Annotated in this window: 18 protein-coding genes; 7 read left to right on the top strand and 11 right to left on the bottom strand. The window is 54.2% G+C overall.

The features are described 5' to 3' along the window. Positions 1–91: 91 nt before the first annotated feature. Together KR100_RS09240 and KR100_RS09235 are read left to right on the top strand one after the other, a co-directional pair. Positions 92–865: a hypothetical protein gene (locus KR100_RS09240; RefSeq protein WP_038545087.1), complete on the top strand. Its 774-nt coding sequence runs from the start codon at positions 92–94 to the stop codon at positions 863–865. A 179-nt stretch (positions 866–1,044) separates the two neighbouring features. After that, entirely contained in the window at positions 1,045–1,233 is a 189-nt protein-coding gene (locus KR100_RS09235) for a hypothetical protein (protein WP_038545086.1), read from the top strand. A 460-nt stretch (positions 1,234–1,693) separates the two neighbouring features. Here KR100_RS09235 and KR100_RS09230 read toward each other — a convergent pair whose 3' ends face one another. After that, positions 1,694–2,371 (bottom strand): tetratricopeptide repeat protein, encoded by a 678-nt coding sequence (locus KR100_RS09230; protein ID WP_051847432.1) that lies wholly within the window; start codon positions 2,369–2,371, stop codon positions 1,694–1,696. Positions 2,372–2,504: 133 nt separating this feature from the next. Here KR100_RS09230 and KR100_RS09225 point away from each other — a divergent pair, with 133 nt between their 5' ends. Beyond that, on the top strand, positions 2,505–2,960 hold the full coding sequence (locus KR100_RS09225; RefSeq protein ID WP_038545085.1) for a hypothetical protein: 456 nt from the start codon (positions 2,505–2,507) through the stop codon (positions 2,958–2,960). Between the two features lie 568 nt (positions 2,961–3,528). On the opposite strand, the gene KR100_RS09220 is transcribed toward KR100_RS09225, so the two are convergent. Beyond that, the gene (locus KR100_RS09220) at positions 3,529–3,969 is read right to left on the bottom strand and encodes a hypothetical protein (RefSeq protein ID WP_156098010.1); all 441 of its coding nucleotides are present in this window, start codon (positions 3,967–3,969) and stop codon (positions 3,529–3,531) included. 35 nt (positions 3,970–4,004) lie between these two features. Here KR100_RS09220 and KR100_RS16565 point away from each other — a divergent pair, with 35 nt between their 5' ends. Both KR100_RS16565 and KR100_RS09215 read left to right on the top strand, forming a co-directional pair. Beyond that, positions 4,005–4,322 (top strand): hypothetical protein, encoded by a 318-nt coding sequence (locus KR100_RS16565; RefSeq protein ID WP_156098009.1) that lies wholly within the window; start codon positions 4,005–4,007, stop codon positions 4,320–4,322. Positions 4,323–4,349: 27 nt separating this feature from the next. Then, entirely contained in the window at positions 4,350–4,793 is a 444-nt protein-coding gene (locus tag KR100_RS09215) for a cupin domain-containing protein (RefSeq protein WP_038545083.1), read from the top strand. 184 nt (positions 4,794–4,977) lie between these two features. Here the strand turns inward: KR100_RS09215 and KR100_RS09210 are convergent, their stop codons facing one another. Beyond that, entirely contained in the window at positions 4,978–5,298 is a 321-nt protein-coding gene (locus KR100_RS09210; protein WP_204207671.1) for a hypothetical protein, read from the bottom strand. Then, the gene (locus KR100_RS09205; protein ID WP_051847431.1) at positions 5,273–7,765 is read right to left on the bottom strand and encodes a ligase-associated DNA damage response DEXH box helicase; all 2,493 of its coding nucleotides are present in this window, start codon (positions 7,763–7,765) and stop codon (positions 5,273–5,275) included. The genes KR100_RS09210 and KR100_RS09205 overlap by 26 nt, the downstream gene beginning before the upstream one ends. A gap of 91 nt (positions 7,766–7,856) precedes the next feature. On the opposite strand from KR100_RS09205, the gene KR100_RS09200 reads away from it, so the two are divergent. Next, positions 7,857–9,719, top strand: coding sequence for an alpha-amylase family glycosyl hydrolase (locus KR100_RS09200; RefSeq protein WP_051847430.1), 1,863 nt, complete (start codon positions 7,857–7,859; stop codon positions 9,717–9,719). A 215-nt stretch (positions 9,720–9,934) separates the two neighbouring features. Here the strand turns inward: KR100_RS09200 and KR100_RS09195 are convergent, their stop codons facing one another. Continuing rightward, entirely contained in the window at positions 9,935–11,590 is a 1,656-nt protein-coding gene (locus tag KR100_RS09195) for an ATP-dependent DNA ligase (protein ID WP_038545081.1), read from the bottom strand. A 34-nt stretch (positions 11,591–11,624) separates the two neighbouring features. Here KR100_RS09195 and KR100_RS09190 point away from each other — a divergent pair, with 34 nt between their 5' ends. Next, positions 11,625–12,395, top strand: coding sequence for a YdcF family protein (locus tag KR100_RS09190; RefSeq protein ID WP_239420302.1), 771 nt, complete (start codon positions 11,625–11,627; stop codon positions 12,393–12,395). 76 nt (positions 12,396–12,471) lie between these two features. Here the strand turns inward: KR100_RS09190 and KR100_RS09185 are convergent, their stop codons facing one another. From KR100_RS09185 to KR100_RS09165, 6 genes are all read right to left on the bottom strand, one after another. Next, positions 12,472–13,458 (bottom strand): ligase-associated DNA damage response exonuclease, encoded by a 987-nt coding sequence (locus tag KR100_RS09185; protein ID WP_038545077.1) that lies wholly within the window; start codon positions 13,456–13,458, stop codon positions 12,472–12,474. Positions 13,459–13,508: 50 nt separating this feature from the next. Beyond that, positions 13,509–13,880, bottom strand: a complete 372-nt coding sequence (locus KR100_RS09180) for a hypothetical protein (RefSeq protein WP_156098008.1) — start codon at positions 13,878–13,880, stop codon at positions 13,509–13,511. Positions 13,881–14,090: 210 nt separating this feature from the next. Continuing rightward, a complete protein-coding gene (locus tag KR100_RS09175; RefSeq protein ID WP_038545075.1) occupies positions 14,091–14,342 on the bottom strand; it encodes a hypothetical protein in 252 nt (83 codons plus the stop codon). Between the two features lie 253 nt (positions 14,343–14,595). Next, positions 14,596–14,919, bottom strand: coding sequence for an SH3 domain-containing protein (locus KR100_RS15930; RefSeq protein ID WP_162176507.1), 324 nt, complete (start codon positions 14,917–14,919; stop codon positions 14,596–14,598). A 135-nt stretch (positions 14,920–15,054) separates the two neighbouring features. Then, positions 15,055–16,332 (bottom strand): Y-family DNA polymerase, encoded by a 1,278-nt coding sequence (locus KR100_RS09170; protein ID WP_038545074.1) that lies wholly within the window; start codon positions 16,330–16,332, stop codon positions 15,055–15,057. A 25-nt stretch (positions 16,333–16,357) separates the two neighbouring features. Continuing rightward, the gene (locus KR100_RS09165; protein WP_038545073.1) at positions 16,358–16,795 is read right to left on the bottom strand and encodes a LexA family transcriptional regulator; all 438 of its coding nucleotides are present in this window, start codon (positions 16,793–16,795) and stop codon (positions 16,358–16,360) included. Positions 16,796–16,913 lie beyond the last annotated feature (118 nt).

Below are 16,913 nucleotides of genomic sequence, written 5' to 3'. Positions count from 1 at the left end.
GTGTATCAAGAGTAACGGCAGACTGTGTCTTACTCAATGCAGGCCATTCCTCAGCACAGCTTCAATCAATTGCATTCAAATCCATGAATCAATGCTTAAGAAAGCTGTATGCATTGCTGCTCTTGCGCTGATGGCGGCATGTTCGTCTGAATCGGTGAGTGATCCATCTGGAATGGAGTCAACGGACTCGGCAATGCAGGACCAGCCTGTTGCTCAAGCATCCGGTGTTGAAGACTATGAGGTCAACGAAACTACCATGACCGGCGAACAGAGAAATGCTGATTTCGTCAACAAACTCGAAGATGAGCAGCTGGCGGGCAATTTGCGTGATGGTGGGTATGTGATTTATGTAAGACATGCCAAAACAGATAAAGACTGGGGCGATCAGGTCAGCTCTGATCTTGATCTTTCGGACTGCAGTACTCAGCGACGATTGAGTGTCGTTGGTAAGGCAGATGCAAAGCTGATTGGCGAAGGAATTAAAACCGCAGGTATTCCGGTTGGAGACGTGATCTCAAGTGAGTATTGCCGTGCATATAATACGGCCGAATTGGCATTCGGAAGGCACACAAAAAATCCAGATCTGAACTTCCTTCCCTGCGTTGAATGCACGCCCGAGGATTATCAAAAATACTCTGACCGGCTCTCACCTTTACTCTCGCAAATTCCGGAGGATGGTACCAACACGTTTCTCGTTGGTCACGACGATCCCTTTCAAGGCGTGACGATGGCCGTTGAGCCTCCCAACGGGATCTATCCTGCACCGATGGGGGTTGCCTATGTCGTGCAACCAATGGGTGATGGACAATTTGAATTGATAGCCAAGATCCTGCCTACAGAGTGGCAACAATTGGCCGAACGTTGATCTTCGCTCCGAATGCTGAACAAGCTGGTCATCACAGGGCCAGCTTGTTGGTGTGATGCATGGCTTCTGTTCAATCAAATTCAGCTGTACGACAGCTCTTCCGTTCAAAAGTGGCAGTCTCTCCGTTCTCCAATGGAACGATATCTGGCATTCTGGAGTGAGTTCAATCTGATTGACCGATGAACGAAGACCAACTGGCAGAGTTGAAACGCCTGCGCAGCGTGCTTGATGTGGCAAAGCGAAACGGTAATCAGCTGTTTATTGAAAATATAGAGCGTGAAATCGCTGCTGTTGTGCGTGGGGAATGTTCTCCTTTGATTGAGGAGTATCTCACTGAAGAAGACCGATCCTTTAAGGATTCTTTGTGAATTCTTGTTCATTCGTCTGGCCATTATCTGGCGATCTGTTTGCTAGCTTTTGCGCTAATAGTGTATCACGTTGATGTCTCCATAAAGATGAGTAGAGTGCATTTTTGATCGACGTGTGATGGCCAATATGGACGTATTGGCCTTGAGGCTTGGTTGTTCTTTTTGCCTCATCTGCGCAGGCTGCCACTTACCCTTGCCTTTGGAACGTCTCGTCTTTCATGCGCTGAACCCGCTCAAGCACCGATTCTTTGCTCATCCGATTGTTGAGCCGATCCATCCCAAATGCCACGTAATAAGACTGTCCTTCTCGTCTTAAGTCAGAAACAGTGAAAAGCGGGTTTAAAGGTCATGGGTCAGAGGTGACTGCCTGAAGTATTCCTCGCTCTGCTCAGGTCATAAAAACCCGCCATTGCTAACGGGGGTATGCCTTGAAAGCGTTAAAATCAGAAAGCGTCATAAATCAGCACTGACTTCTTACCCATTCAATCGGCTTTGTATCCCCAAGGTCGACTGCTTTTTTCCAGTCCTTACAGGCGCCTCTCAGATTACCTGCTTTTTCTAAAGTAATGCCGCGGTTGGTGTAAGCCTTATAATAAGTAGGATTGAGTTCAATCGCCTTTGTGTAATCATCAATAGCTCCTTGATAATCATTTAATTCATCCTTGGAAGTTCCACGATTGAAATACGCTCTTGCATACATAGGCTTGATTTCAATTGCCTTTGTGTAATCAGAAATTGCTCCCTGATGATCCTTTAATCTCTCCTTGGCAGTTCCACGGTTGTTATAGGCCGAAGCATAGTTCGGGTCGTACTCAATTGCTTTTGTGTAATCAGCAATGGCACCCCTTAAATCGCCTAATTCATGTTTCGCAACCCCACGATTGAAATAGGCAATTCCATATCGAGGATACATCTCGATTGCCTTCGTCCAATCAGCAATAGCCCCTTTTAGATTTCCACTTTTTGCTTTATCAAGCCCTGAATTCAACAGATCAGTAGCACTCTGTGCATAAGCTGTCTGCATTGACAGCAACCCTGCACCAATTCCAACGGCAGGTGTCAGACCAACCAGCAACGGGCGTCCTGTTGGCAAGAACAGTGCTAAGGCAGCAGCAAAGGCACTTGTAACGCGAGTCATTCTGAGGGCTGCGTGGCTACTCCATTTCTACCCTTCATCAACGATCTCAGTCCATGTCTGATCTGCAAATAGAAAAACACCACCATTGCTCCAGGAGGGAGTTTGTCCGTGTTAAGATGAATTTTTAAACAAAATGTCTAAAAAGCTTTATAAGAATCTGCGCAAAAATAACAAAATTATAGAAAAAGATTTATTTGCCAGTAGTTCAGACATTGTGTTTGAGAACTCTGCCGATGAAAATACAAGCTATTTCAATTCTTACGATGATATAACTGGGGCAATTACGACAGGTTCTTACGAATACGACAAGAAGGGCCGTGTAGATAGTTATAGCCTACGTATAACCCTTGACGATTCATCGATCTTTCATGGATTTGAGATTAAAAATAGCAAAAGCTTTAAAAAACATGCGTCACATTTGAGCTATATATTAAATTATGACACCACCTATGGTTCGCTTCTAAGCGATGCAGTTGCCAGTGGGGATTGCCAGATTCTTACTAATTACTTAGATCAACTCGACGGTATCGGTAAAGGTGTTTCTTCAACATCTTCAAGCATCAATGGAGGGATAATGTGCTTTGCCTAATCGTTCCCAGCATTGAATCTTGGGCGTCTGTCGGATGAAGGCATTGATTTGAATTCGCTATCCCATTCTGGCAAAAAACAAAAACCCGCCGTTGCTGACGCGGGGGCTGAGAACAAATATTAATAGGTTAATGTTAAGGGGTATTTTTGAAATTGATTGGCGGAGTTGGAAATTGTTGATTTCTATTTTTAAAGGTGCATGAAATCAGGAGGTAAACAACTCCAACGGAAGCGATGGTAGTGATGAAGAGGTAAAAAGCCATAATGAACTATAGACGATAGAGTCAAGCAAGGAGCAGTATCTGCAAAGGATCACGCCAAATAAGCACGCTATGTGTGGCTTTGCTAACAAAATGCAACGCTACATATCGCATTGCTTACTATGTTTAGTTAGTTAGTCTAAGGTTTATCCCTCCGGACACTTTCACCACTGCTGTTCTGCCTTCAGGTCACATTACCTAAGGAAGGATATTTCTTTTTTCCCTATCCCCATAAGAACTGAGGGGCATGTTGATGGATCCGGATTGATTCGACGATAACTTGCATGGAGCCATGGAGTTTTTCTTACATCAGAAGCACCCAAGGCAGTCTTGCCATATTGGAAAGCTTGGTTGTACGAAGCCAAGCTTTGCAACCATGTCGCCATCACTATTCGTGAAATCCATACAAGGGGTCACACCAAAACCTACAGAATCAAACTCCGTTATTTTGCGTTTCAGCCCCAACTTGACTTTGCCAACTTCAAATGCATCCAGGGGATTATCTGATCCCCTAAAACCCTTCATAACTCTACCCCTTGCAATAAGCTGATCATTTTTATCAAACCTGCCATCACCATTGGTGTCTTCAAAGACTTTCATCTTTCCCTTAGGCCCGTGCTTGGTGAAACCTCTAATGATCTCGTCGCCCAATTTGGCCTTGAATTCGCCTAGATCACTCGTAACAGGTTCGTGGTCCTCTAACAGGGCGCGCCATTGTTTCCTCTTCATGGGTTTAAAAGCGACTTTCATGATTTTGGATATTTGAGTGGAATCGACCTGATTAATTGTCGATGATTGAATCATATTTTGTTCGTCTTGAAGACCCTGTGACTGCAAACATTGGGTTATGTGATTCTGATCACGTCATCCGTTCGGGTTGGTCTTACGTGTTTTTGACATCCCCAACCCAAAGCTCGATTCATTCAGGTGAGGGGAACCCCTGCCGATACCGCCCCAAAGCCAACGATCACCCTGTGAGTTCAGGTGCTGAAGGTTGGCTGGTAAATCATGAGCAGCAGCAGAAGCTTTGTTACGACAAGCCGGATGCTGCGGGGTGGCGAAAGTCACCATTGTTGACGTTGAAATACTTCTCCTTATTCTGATGGTGTGAATGATCTTTCTGGAGCCCTATGAAGCAAGTCGCATTGACTTTTCTTATGCTCTTGGCGTTGCCTTTAAGTCCGCTAGAAGTCAATGCTGATGACGGTCATGGGGCTGAGAATCTTGGTGTCACGATTAAAGAGTTAGTGAATTCAACGCAAGAATGGGACGGACAATCTCTTCCTCCTTATCCAGCTGGCCCACCGGAAATCAAAGTATTGCGGATCAAGATTCCTGCTGGTGTGACACTGCCATGGCACTTTCACCCTGTGATAAACGCGGCAGTCATCCTCAAAGGCCGGTTAGAGCTTTACTCAAAGGATGGGATGACGAAGGCTTTCGGGCCGGGTGAGGCTCTGATCGAAGTTGTTAATACAGTCCACGCAGGGAAGGCTTTGGGATCTGAAGATGTTGTGCTCATTGTGTTTTATGCAGGTAGCCAAGGGCAGCCGACATCCGTTTTGTCCAAATGACATTCATGCTTTGAGCGCTCCTCCGCGCCCCTAGGTCCGCACATCCACAGGCGAATACTGCGGCAAATGTCATGAGGCATGGGAGACGATTCTGAAAACAGGTTGGGAACGTTCTTCACCGCCTCAGAGGTGACAAAAGACCAGCACGATTGAGGTTGTTGAGGTTCAGGACGACAGATCGATCTCAGCAATTCAACTGGACAGGCTTGATGAAGGGTGCAAGCTGCAGCAGCAGGCTCGTCCCGGCCATTGCAACAGCAACAACGCTCAGGGGTTCGCTGGGGATGCTCCATGCCCGGTTCAGTTCCTTGCCTGCGGCCTGCAGGTTGCGGACGGTGCCGCTGGGCAGCTCATGCTCAGGGAACTGCTCAACGGTCTGGATGACGGTTTTGATGTCTGCCCCGAGGTGATCTCGGAGGTTGCGGGAAGGTCTCCGGCAAATGGTTTTCTTGATGGTCTGGATGTGAGTTGGAATCAACTCACCCTTCCCTGCGGAAGGCCTCATCTTTCATGCGCTGAACTCTCTCGAGAACAGATTCATTGCTCATCCGGTTGTTGAGCCGTTCCACCAGCAAAGGGAATGCCAACGGGCCAGGTCTTGGGGTTTCAACATGGAGAAACTCCTGGGCCTTTGCACGCTCGAGGGCCGCCTGCAGCCTTGAAATCTCAAGTTGCTCGTCGAGGACTTCGCGGCGTGCCTGTTCCAACAGCAGATTGCCCGATTCATGACGCTCGAAGACGTCAAACAGCAGTGAGGCACTGATCTGGAGTTGTCCGGTGCTTTTGCTGGAGCCAGGAAAGCCGCGGTTCATCAGCCCAGCAATCTGAGCAATGGCTCTGAACCGCCGACGTCGCAGTTCCGAGAGGTTGAGGGCATGTTCCAGGTCCCGTTCAAGATTGTCGGCATTCAGGAGGTCGTCGTGGTGATCCTCGAGCAGTTCGGCCATTGGGTAGCCCTTGGGAGCCAACAGCTCAAACCCGTAGTCGTTCACCGAGACGGTGATCGTGCCACGTTCCAGCTGGGTGAGCCTTGCGGCCCAGAGGAAGCCAATGCCCTCGTGAACGAAACGGCCTTCGAAGGGGTAGGCGTAGAGATGGCTCCCCTCCTTCGTGGTGCAGGTTTCCACCAGAAGTTGATCAGCCCTTGGCACCACAGACAGATCCTGTTGTCGAACCAGCAGAGGTTCGAGGGCCTTCAGCTCCGGCGTGTCGAGTTCTCCGCGACCGGCTCGGTCCACTTCGGCTCGTAGATGGTGCGTCAGCAGGTCTGAGAGGGCCATCTGGCCGCCGGCCCAGGCCGGCACGGTGCGGCTTTTTTTGGTGCTTACCTTCACGAAGGCCGTCATGTCCCGTAGCCGTACGAATTCGAGTTGTCGGCCGGAGAAGAAGAACACATCCTTCGGCTTCAGCTGTCCGATGAAGGTTTCCTCCACATGGCCCAGGACGGCCCCGCGCACGAAGCGCACCGTGATCGCCGGTGCTGCCGTGATTGTGCCGATGTTGAGCCGATGCAGCCTGGCAATGGCGGCCTCGCGGATGCAGAAGCGCCTCTTCTCCCCATCCCATTCCAGCTTCCTGTAGCGGGGGTAGGCCGCCAGACATTCACCACCGTCTTTCAGGAAGCGCAGACACCATTGCCACTGTTCATCGCTCAGCCCTTCGAAAGCGGCGGCACTGCGGATGGTCTGGAGGGTGTCATCAGGGTTGAAGCCTGATCCGCAGGCCAGTCCGGTGAGGTGCTGCAGCAGCACGTCCAACGGTGCGATTGGTGGCTTGCGTTGTTCCACCAGACCCTGTTCGAGTCCACGCCGGACGGCACTCAGTTCCAGGAGCTCCAGGGCATTGGTGGGCATGAACAACACCTGGGAGGTACCACCGGGAAGATGGGCCGAGCGACCCGCCCGCTGCAGCAGGCGCGCCAGATTCTTTGGGCTGCCGATCTGCACCACCTGCTCCACGGGCTGGAAGTCCACACCCAGATCCAGCGAGCTGGTGCACACCACCCAGCGGATGTCCCCCGCTTTCACCGAGGCTTCGATCGCTTCCCGTTCGCTGCGGTCGATGGCGCTGTGGTGCAGTGCCAGGGCGCCGTCCATCTCAGGACAGGCAAAGCGCAGGCACTGAAACCATCGTTCCGACTGGTTGCGTGTGTTGGTGAACAGCAGCGTGCTGATGCCAGGGTTCATCGCGCCCACGAGCTGTTCATACATGCGCAGCCCCAGGTGTCCTGCCCAGGGAAATCCATCGATGGAATCCGGAAGCAGGCTGCGGATTTCAGTGACGCGAGCTGGTGCGCCGGTGATGATCACCGGCTCGCCGTGAACGCCGAGGGCATGGCGCGCCGCCTGTTCGAGGTTGCCGATCGTGGCGCTGATCGCCCAGGTCTGCAGTTGCGGGCGTCGTTGCCGCAGCCAGCTGAGACAAAGCTCTGTCTGACTGCCGCGCTTGCTTCCCATCAACTCATGCCATTCATCGAGCACCACGGTGTCGAGGGACTCAAACAAAGCCTCCCCCTTTGGATTGCTCAGCAGCAGGGTCAGGGATTCCGGTGTCGTCACCAGGATCTGCGGTGGCGAACGGAGCTGTTTGCTGCGTTCACTGCTGGAGCTGTCGCCATTGCGGGTACCGACCCGTAATGGCCATTGCATCGCCTGGATCGGCTCCTGGATTGCCAGGGTCAAATCACGACTGAGGGCCCGCAGGGGGGTGATGTACAACAGCCGAATCCCTTTGCGTTCGGGTTCATCAGCGAGCATTCGGGCGATCGGCCCCATCACGGCAGCGAGCGTTTTGCCTGAGCCTGTGGGCACCTGGATCAGTCCGCTGGACCCCTCGAGGTAGGCATGCCACGTGTCTCGCTGAAACGGTAGTGGTGTCCAGCCCTGTCGATCGAACCAGGCGTGGATCGGCTCAAGAGAGATCGACTCGATCGTTGTTGCTGACCTTGATTGCTGATCCAGCGCTTGAACCATTGTTGATGTCTTCAGGACAACAGTCTGGAAGCCAGCGCCGTTCAGGACGGTCTTTGCGGCTCGCCGTTGCCAGTATGCGAGAAGTACAGACGTGGTTGACGTGCCGACTCTCTCTTCCAATCTCGTATCAGATCTGAAGCATCACCTGTTTGATTCACCGGTCGACTTTCGATCAGAAGTGATCTACTTCCTGATTGTTGATCGTTTTCATGATGGTCATGATGCCGCTGGAGATGTCGAGGGGTCAGAACAAGAGGATGACAAGGGATTGTTTGATCGATCACGACAGGACTGGGGTAAGTACTGGGGCGGCAACCTGCAGGGGGTCATCAACAAAATTGATTATCTGAAAGAGCTGGGAGTCACGGCTCTTTGGTTGTCACCCTTGTTTGAACAAGTGAGTGATCTTCAGTTCAGTCGTGCGCCCATGCATGGTTACTGGACGCGGGATTTCAAACGGATCAATCCACGATTCGTCAAGGTCGGTGAATCAAACAGTATTTCTGAATCGCCAACGCTGAAGCGCCTCGTGGATGCCTGTCATGCTTCGGGTATCAAAGTGGTTTTGGATATTGTCTGTAACCACAGTTCCCCTGAGATCAACGGAAGCAAGGGAGTTGTTCTCGATGATGGGCAGCCACTGGCCGATTTTAACAATGATCAAAATGGCTTCTACTATCATGAAGGTGAGATCACAGACTGGGAAGATGAGTATCAATTGATCCATCTGGAAATGATGGGATTGGCAACGTTCAATGAGAAAAATGTTCATTACCGTAATTACATCAAATCTGCGATTCAGATGTGGCTGGATGCGGGAATTGATGCCTTAAGGGTGGATACGCTCAAGCATATGCCGATTTGGTTCTGGCAGGAATTCACCACGGCGATGAAGGCCCATAAGCCTGGCCTGTTTATGTTTGGCGAGTATGGATTCAGTAAGCCCTGGGAGCAGCGTTCGGTCGACTATGTCAACAATATCGGGATGTCGATTCTCGATTTTGGTTTGTGCGATGGCATTCGCTTCTGCTTCTCAGGACAGGAGCCTGGAGGTTTTCATCAAGTTGAGCGCGTGCTGTTTTACGACCGTGTTTATCACCGTGCCAATGAGTTGGTGACGTTCATCGATAACCACGACATGCCGCGGTTCCTGTCGATTGTTCCCGACTCACGCAAACTTGATCTTGCCCTTGTGATGTTGATGACGCTCCGAGGCGTCCCATGCCTGTTCTATGGCACTGAGCAATATCTCAACAACGGCACAAATGGAGGCCAGGATCCCTATAACCGCCCCATGATGGAGTCCTGGGATACCAACAGTCATTCCTACAAGTTGGTGCAAACCCTGCTCAAGCTTCGCAATCAAAACCAGGCGTTGGCCATGGGGGCTCATCACACCGCCTGGATCAATGATGACTTCTTTTTATACACGCGAAACTTCCGTGATTCTGCCGTCATGGTGATGGTGAACAAAAGTGATCAAGAGCACGTTGTTAATGCCGAAAACATTCAAATGCCGAATGGCACGTACAACTGTCTGATCACCGGTTATCCGGTCACAATCACCGATGGCCGCTTGCAGGGTTACAGCGTTCATGGCAATTCAGCCATGGTGATCAGTGCTGAAGGGGTGCCCGTCAAGGCTCCGCTTGTCGCTGTCTTCCAGATCAATGGGTTTGAAACGCAACCTGGCCAATCTCTCGCCATCATCGGCGACTGTGATGAATTGGGCGATTGGGACCATGCCAGGGCCTACGGCATGGAGTACGTCAACGACAACACCTGGACCGCCACCGTCGGCTTTGATCGGCCTGAGGCATCGATTCTCAACTTCAAGTTCATTGTTCGCCAGGCCAATGGTGAACCGATCGTGGAATATCTGATCAATCGCAAGACGGTGCTTCCCCAGAACGGCCGGATCGCAATCAATTGTTTCTGGAACACACCCAACTGATTGGCTTTTTTGTTGATCTGTCCTGGCCATCGGCCATTGGGCCAATCGCTGATGGTCTGCCTACCCGTGGACCATGGCAAGCGGTGTTTGGTTCGACGTGGTGGCGATCGATCTTCGAAGATGATGATCGGTAGTGGTGACGGGTTGTCAGTGATGGATCGTCAGTGATGGATCGTCAGTGGTGGATTGTTCAGAGACGGATTTTCTGAGATGAGTTATCGGTGATCAATCAGGTTCTGCGCTGTAATGAGACGGTCGGCTTCTGCTGCTGGTTTATCGCGTCTCCAGCGCAGAATCCTCGGGAAACGAACAGCCAACCCCGATTTGTGGCGTTTCGAGGGATGAATGCCTTCGAATCCGATCTCAAAGACCAGTTCTGTTTTCACAGATCTCGCTGGTCCGAAGCGCTGCAGGGTGTTGCGCCGAATCCAGCGATCCAGCTCCAGGATCTCTGCGTCATTGAGGCCTGAATAGGCCTTGGCGAACGTCACCAGTTGCGGTTCCTCGCTTTCACTCCACAGTCCGAAGGTGTAGTCGGTGAAGAGATTGGCGCGACGTCCACTGCCTGCCTGGGCGTACAGCAGCACCGCATCCAGGGTCATCGGCTCAAGCTTGTGCTTCCACCAGTGACCCCGTTTGCGGCCGGCGAGGTAAGGGGAGTCGATCTGTTTGAGCATCAGACCTTCGGCTCGCCGCAGGCGCGCGCACTCACGCTCCTGATCGAGGCCCTGCCAGCTGGCTAGTGGCCAGCAGGGACTGGCCGCCAGCCGCCACTGCTCTGGGTGATCGATTTGTTTGAGCAGAATGTCGAGCCGTTGACGACGTTGCTGCAATGGTTCCGATCGAAGGTCCCTGCCCTGATGCTCCAGCAGGTCGTAGGCGATGAAGCGCATCGGGCATTCACGGCGCAACGTCGCTCCCACCTGCTTGCGACCGAGACGTCGTTGCAGCACATCAAATCCCAGCGGTGCATCGTCCTGTTCAGCCCAGCAGATGATCTCACCGTCGAGCACGGAACCGTCGGGCAGGGCCGCTCCAACCTCGACCAGTTCCGGAAAGCTGTCGTTGACCAGCTCTTCCCCGCGACTCCACAGATAGACCCCAGTTCCGCGGTGGATCAGCTGACCACGGATGCCATCCCATTTCCATTCCAGTTGCCAGTGTTCGGGCGGCTCTTCACGCAGCCGATCCGGCTCCAGCGGACTGGCCAGATAGAAGGGATAGGGCGCGCCACTGTTGCGTTGTTCCTGCGCATCGGCGAGGGCGGTGAGACGACGAAACGCCTCGCCCGTCGGGTCAAAGCCGCCCATCAGGCGCTGGACAATCAGGCTTTCCTCCAGCTCGAAGGCCTGGGCCACGCTTCGGCTGATCAATCCTGTGGAGACGCCGACGCGGAAGCCACCGGTGAGCAGCTTGTTGACGATGAAGTGCTGGCCCTCCGGCAGGCGTTGCCACAGAGCCAGCACCGCGTCGGCCTGGTCGTCTCCCTGAAGGTTGCTGATGTGGGGCAGCAATGTGGTCATCCACCAATGCAGCGGCTGGTCGGTTATCGCGCTCGGTAGATCGCTCTCGATCGGCGTCAGGCGGTCCCGGACCTCCGGCCAGAGCAGACAGAGTGTTTCGGCGGAATCGCCAACCTGCCCGTGACAGTCGGCGATCAACCACTCGGGCAGGCCGGTGCGTTCCCGCAGCACCTCTCGCAGGCGGCGCCCCGTGATCAACCGTCGCCGACGTTTGCCGAGCAGCAGGGTCAGGGCCCAGGCGGCATCGTCCGCCGGGACCGAGCGGAAATGCTCTGCGAGCGCGGTCACCTTGGCGTTGGTGCCCGTCAGCTGGTCCAGCCGGTCGAACAGGGCCTGAAACGCTTGCATGCACCGTCACAGAACAACGTCATCCTGACGAGGCGTGCCGTTTTTCGTTGCCATGGGATATCTGCTCTCGAAGCTGTTGCCGCTTCTGGTGCTTCCCCTGGGTCTCAGCCTGATCTGCCTGGTGCTGGCCTTGCTGTTCCGTTGGCGATGGCCGCTGATGGCTGCCATCGGGCTGCTCTGGGTGTTCGGCACCGGTGTCGTGTCCCAGGCGTTGTGGCGTGGGGTTGAAGGGGCTCAGATCAGACGGAGCGCGGCGTCAGCCCCCCGTGCCGATGCCATCGTTGTTCTCAGTGGCGGACGCCATGCAGCGCCCGGTGATGCGCGGATCATCGAATGGCACGATCCCGATCGCTTTCTCGCCGGCGTCGATCTTTTTATGGTGGGCCGTGCCCCCCGTTTGTTGTTCACCGGCGGCCAGAGCCCGTTTCATCCTGGCCTTCCCCCCGAGGGACGTCTGTATCTGAACGAAGCCGAGTGTCTGGGTATTCCGGCGTCCGCGATGGCATCAACAGGTCCTGTGGTGAACACCGCTGAAGAAGCGGTTGCCATTCGAGGGTTGTTGCCTCGACCACAGAACCGGGTGTTGCTGGTGACCAGCGCATATCACATGCAGCGTGCCAGGCGGTTGTTTGAGCGCCAGGGCTTTGAGGTTCTGGCCTTCCCAGTGGATTTCAAGACCCGCGGCTCCTGGTCTGGTGGCATCTGGCGAGACCCCATGCAGTGGTTCCCGAGTGCTGCCAATCTTCAGGACAGCTCGGTGGCGTTGCGGGAATGTCTCGGTCGCCTCGTCTACCGCGCCTGGTGAGTTGGAACCTGGAGTCTGGAGCTGGAGCCTGGAGCCTGAAACTCTGAACCCGATCATCCGCAGAGGCGAATCGGGATCAATCACTTTCTCCTTCGAACAGGGTGTCCAGTGGCTCAGCGTCGATCCCCTCCGTCTCGCGGAGATATCTCGCCAGAACGTCGCTCTGGCCGTGGGTGACGTACACCTTGCGAGCTCCGCTCTGTTTCACCGTGCGAATCAGGCCTGGCCAGTCGGCATGATCGCTCAACACAAATCCACGTTCGTATCCCCGCCGTCTGCGAGCCCCACGCACGGCCATCCAGCCGGAGGCGAAGGCGGTTTGGGGACGTTTGAAACGGCGCATCCAACTTGATCGATGCGCCGATGGCGGTGCCAGCACCAGCCGTCCAGCCAGGGACTCGTTGCGTGGAATGTCACTGACGGGACGACTCGGCGTCATCGCCACGTCGGCATTGCGGTAGTGACGGGTGATCGTCTCGACGGCGCCATGGAGCAAAACTTCGTCGTCGACGCCGATCGCCCTGAGTTCGGCCAGCAGGCGTTGGGCCTTGCCGAACGCGTAGCAGAACAGCAGTGATGGTCGGCTCTGATCTCCCTGCCACCAGTCGCGTATCTGGCGAGCCACCTCAGCGCCGCTCTGCCATCGGTAGATCGGCATGCCGAACGTGGCCTCTGTGATCAGCACATCGCACGCCACGGGTTCGAAGGGCGTACAGCTGGGATCGTCATCGCGTTTGTAGTCGCCGCTCACCACCCAGATCTCCCCCTCAGCTTCAAGGCGGATCTGCGCGGAGCCGAGCACGTGGCCGGCACTGTGGAACGACACCCTGCACTGATTCAGCCAGACCGTTTCGCCGTAGGACACCGGATGCAGCGTGATCTCCTGACCGAGCCGCTGTCGCAGGACGCCTTCGCTTGTGGCAACAGCCCAATACTCTCCACAGCCAGAACGGGCATGGTCGGCGTGGGCATGGGTGATCAGTGCCCGCGGCACCGGACGCCACGGGTCGACCCAGGCGTCGGCGGCACGGCAATACAACCCTTCAGCTGTGCGCTCGATCAAGCGGAAACCTGGAGACGGCCATCAGTCTGTTGGTTTCAACGTTCTTTCGTTCAGAGCTTGAAGCGACAGGGATTGCTGGGGAAGGCCTGATTGAACTGGAGGACTTCCAGATTGAATCCTTGCTTGAAATAACTCATCTTGACGGTCTTCTGTTGTGCGATCCACTTTTTGTAGTTGGACAGAATTTGATTCCCTGCCGATTGGCTGAGATTTTGTTTCAGCGATTCGAAGCACATGTAATTAGCGACGCCAGCTCCATAGCCCAGTGAAAAAACCTCAACGTTTTTTGAGGGAGAATTGATCAGGGTTTTTGGGATCGGCTGCACAATCTGGGCTGAGGCGATGCCACAGAAGGGAAGGCACGCAACCGCAACGACTAAAAAACTTCTTTTTGTATTGTTTGCCAGGCGATTTGATGCCATGAAGGTTGTTTCATTTCGGGCAAACTAGCTCGATTTCGCAAGCTTTTCCAGCTGACGTATCCATCTCTGCTTTTCCTACAGATCATCACTCATGGAGTGCTCGAACGCTCTCCTCAGCACCACATGGTATTGCTTCTGTCGGGGCTCATTGACCCGCTGGTGATGACGATTGATTCAGATCGAGCGATCTCCGTTGTTGATTCTGGGTTTTTATGATTGTTGAGCAGCCTGTTTTGTGAGCAATGTTTTTGACGTTTCGAGGTCGTCGCTTTCATCGCCCATTTCGATACTGTGAACTTCCTTGAGGGTTGTCAGATAGGTGAGCACGTGTTGTCTGATCTCCATCAGCTCTGCATAGACACCCTTGTCTGCAGCGTCAATCCTGAGATCGTGATCGGGCTTGATCACTGATTCTGTGAACAGATCGAGTGCTAATTGATACCGAACGGCTGGCTGTGCCATGGCTCATTTGAGTTTGCCCTAAGTTGCGTCATCTGTGATCTGCAGTTGGTTCCATCCACTACATTTTGATTGGATTGAATTAATGTGCTTTCAAAGGAATAATCTACCCCTGGTTGTTGATTCATTTTTTTAGACTGCTCTTGTGTTAGTGCAAGCGGCTTACTGAGAATGTTGCTAGTGATGAGTGCGATGCTCTCGGAGGCCATCTCTGCGCATGCAACTGCAACATTGTTGGCCTCGCCTGTGCGCCCGATCAGCGGACGATGCGTCCATCAGGAGTTAAAGCTCCCTGAATGCAATCCCGCGTTAAGGATGCCATCACAAAACTCTGACCTGACGATCCTCGTTGAACAATCGAAGCCCAAGATCTCCCTTGTGGATCGTTGCGGTAACCCACAACTTCAACTTGTGTTCCATTCAATAAGGTGCCCTGATATTGTCCGTTGGGCGTGGTTCGAACGTTGACGGATGTATCAGATGGATCCCAGATGACGCAGACTTTTGCCTGTGCTGCGGCCGACAATAATGACAGACAGGATAGCGCCAAAATTATTTTTTGAATTTGTTGAACGTACATTGGCTTGAACATCTTTCTGTGACTGTACAGCTCAATTGGCTGTTGATCGTTTGTCTTGAATCTGTCTGATTATCGGCTTGGTGCGATGACGATGTTTGTTCCAGCCAGCTGTTTTTTCAGCCCTGGCTTCAGACGTTATCGAGCGTGGACGGTTGGGATCTGATCGAGTCGTGTTGTGCTGTTTGTCCCAAGCCGCTCGCGTTTCATCAGCCAGGGCTGTGACAGGCCACAAGCGGCGTACTGCAGCGCATGTCGACCGTATTTGTGATTGATGTGGTCGATGGTTTGCATCAGTCGTTCGCGCTTGATCTGCTCTGCCTCGCTCATGGGAACAAGCAGATGGGATTGCAAGGTGTTGTCGCCCTGCAGGTGTTGCATCAGGACGCCGGCTTTGGCCAATTGTCGATGCGGCCGGAAAATATGGTTCACCAGTGGCAGGGCTGCCTGGAGCAGTGCAGCGGTGTCATTGCTGGGTAAATCCAGTCTGGTGCTGGCGGCCTGGCTGTAAAAGGCTGGAATGAACGGACTGGTGCGTGTGTACACCGTGAGGGCCGCCGCTCGTTGGCGTTGCTTCCGCAGTTTCTCAGCAGCTCGCACCACGTAGGTCGCCACAGCCTCGCGAAGTTCCTCCAGGCTGGTGATCGGTCGGCTGAAACTTCGACTCACGCAGGTCTCCTGCTTGGGGGACGGCGCCAGCTCGAGCGGCAGACAGGCATGACCGCGCAGTTCCCGTTGCAGACGAAGTCCCACCACGCCGCACTTGGCACGCAGTTCACCGCTTGGCATGTCCCGCAGAAGTCGGGCATTGGTGATCCCGCGCAGTCGACACCAGCGGGCGAGCTTGCGACCGATGCCCCACACATCTTCGATGTCGACCGTTTCCAGCCAGCCGTCCGCGTTGTCACAACGGATCAGATCGAAAATTCCGGCATGCCCCGGGACTCGTTTGGCCAGTCGGTTCGCCAGTTTTGCCTGCCCTTTGCTCGCCCCCAGGCCAATCGCAATCGGTAATCCCAGATCGCGTCGCACGTGTGCACGCAGGCTGCGTGCCCATCTCTGCAGATCGCCATCGCGCGGCCGACTCAAACGCCCGAACGCTTCATCGATCGAATAGATCTCCAGCTCTTCACAGTGGGCTTCGAGCACGGCCATCATCCGTTGGCTCATGTCGGCATAGAGGGCGTAGTTGGAGCTGCGCACCACGACGTTTTGCCTCTGCAGCTCACGGCGCGCCTTGAAGTACGGCGTGCCCATGGCGATGCCCAGGGCGCGTGCCTCGGCGCTGCGGGCCACGATGCAGCCATCGTTGTTGGAGAGCACCACGACGGGCCGGCCGATCAGGCTTGGGTCCAGGCTCTGTTCACAGGCGGCATAGAAATTGTTGCCGTCGATCAGGGCTGTGGCCTGGGGCATGGGTCGGCGTGTCCGAAGCGGAGGGTCAGAGCGGGTGGATCACATGAATGGCCACACCCCAGATCTGCACCTCCCCGCAGCGATGCAGTTCCAGGGCTGGGTAGTCGGGATTGGCTGCTTCCAACCGCAGCCGACCGCGGTGGCGGGCAAGACGCTTGAGGGTGAAGGCTCCGTCGAGGACGGCCACCACCACACGCCCCGGCCGTGGTTCGAGGCTGCGATCCACCACCAGCAGATCGCCGTCATGAATGCCGGCACCGATCATCGAATCACCGCTAACGCGCAGAAAGAACGTGCTGGTGGGGTGGCGGATGAGCTGGTCATTCAGGTCAATCCCCACCTCCACGTAGTCATCGGCGGGGGAAGGAAAACCTGCTGCAACCCGCTCACCAGCCAGGGGCAGGAACCGTTGAGCTCGCCTCGGCTGCAACGGCAGCAGTGGATTGCGCTGCCTGTCCTCCACACCCCATCACTGAATAGTACATATGAACTATAAGCTGTCTTTGGCGTTCCTGCCTGGTGGCTGTTGTCTCACTGGCTGTTGTCTCACTGGCTGTTGTCGCGGGTCTGGCAGCACATCT

Origin of the sequence: Synechococcus sp. KORDI-100, from assembly GCF_000737535.1 — a bacterium.
In the GTDB taxonomy this organism is placed as follows: Bacteria; Cyanobacteriota; Cyanobacteriia; order PCC-6307; family Cyanobiaceae; genus Parasynechococcus.
The sequence above is the reverse complement of the archived record's forward strand: the minus strand, read 5'-3'. Positions and strand labels throughout refer to the sequence as shown.

Excerpts from the sequence above, each read along its gene's own strand:
- KR100_RS09175 (WP_038545075.1), bottom strand. The coding sequence starts at position 14,342 with ATGGCACAGCCAGCCGTTCGGTATCAATTAGCACTCGATCTGTTCACA.
- KR100_RS09210 (WP_204207671.1), bottom strand. The coding sequence starts at position 5,298 with ATGAGGCCTTCCGCAGGGAAGGGTGAGTTGATTCCAACTCACATCCAG.
- KR100_RS09170 (WP_038545074.1), bottom strand. The coding sequence starts at position 16,332 with ATGCCCCAGGCCACAGCCCTGATCGACGGCAACAATTTCTATGCCGCC.
- KR100_RS15930 (WP_162176507.1), bottom strand. The coding sequence starts at position 14,919 with ATGTACGTTCAACAAATTCAAAAAATAATTTTGGCGCTATCCTGTCTG.
- KR100_RS09205 (WP_051847431.1), bottom strand. The coding sequence starts at position 7,765 with ATGGTTCAAGCGCTGGATCAGCAATCAAGGTCAGCAACAACGATCGAG.
- KR100_RS09230 (WP_051847432.1), bottom strand. The coding sequence starts at position 2,371 with ATGACTCGCGTTACAAGTGCCTTTGCTGCTGCCTTAGCACTGTTCTTG.
- KR100_RS09215 (WP_038545083.1), top strand. The coding sequence starts at position 4,350 with ATGAAGCAAGTCGCATTGACTTTTCTTATGCTCTTGGCGTTGCCTTTA.
- KR100_RS09235 (WP_038545086.1), top strand. The coding sequence starts at position 1,045 with ATGAACGAAGACCAACTGGCAGAGTTGAAACGCCTGCGCAGCGTGCTT.
- KR100_RS09240 (WP_038545087.1), top strand. The coding sequence starts at position 92 with ATGCTTAAGAAAGCTGTATGCATTGCTGCTCTTGCGCTGATGGCGGCA.
- KR100_RS09220 (WP_156098010.1), bottom strand. The coding sequence starts at position 3,969 with ATGAAAGTCGCTTTTAAACCCATGAAGAGGAAACAATGGCGCGCCCTG.
- KR100_RS09225 (WP_038545085.1), top strand. The coding sequence starts at position 2,505 with ATGTCTAAAAAGCTTTATAAGAATCTGCGCAAAAATAACAAAATTATA.
- KR100_RS09180 (WP_156098008.1), bottom strand. The coding sequence starts at position 13,880 with ATGGCATCAAATCGCCTGGCAAACAATACAAAAAGAAGTTTTTTAGTC.
- KR100_RS09195 (WP_038545081.1), bottom strand. The coding sequence starts at position 11,590 with ATGCAAGCGTTTCAGGCCCTGTTCGACCGGCTGGACCAGCTGACGGGC.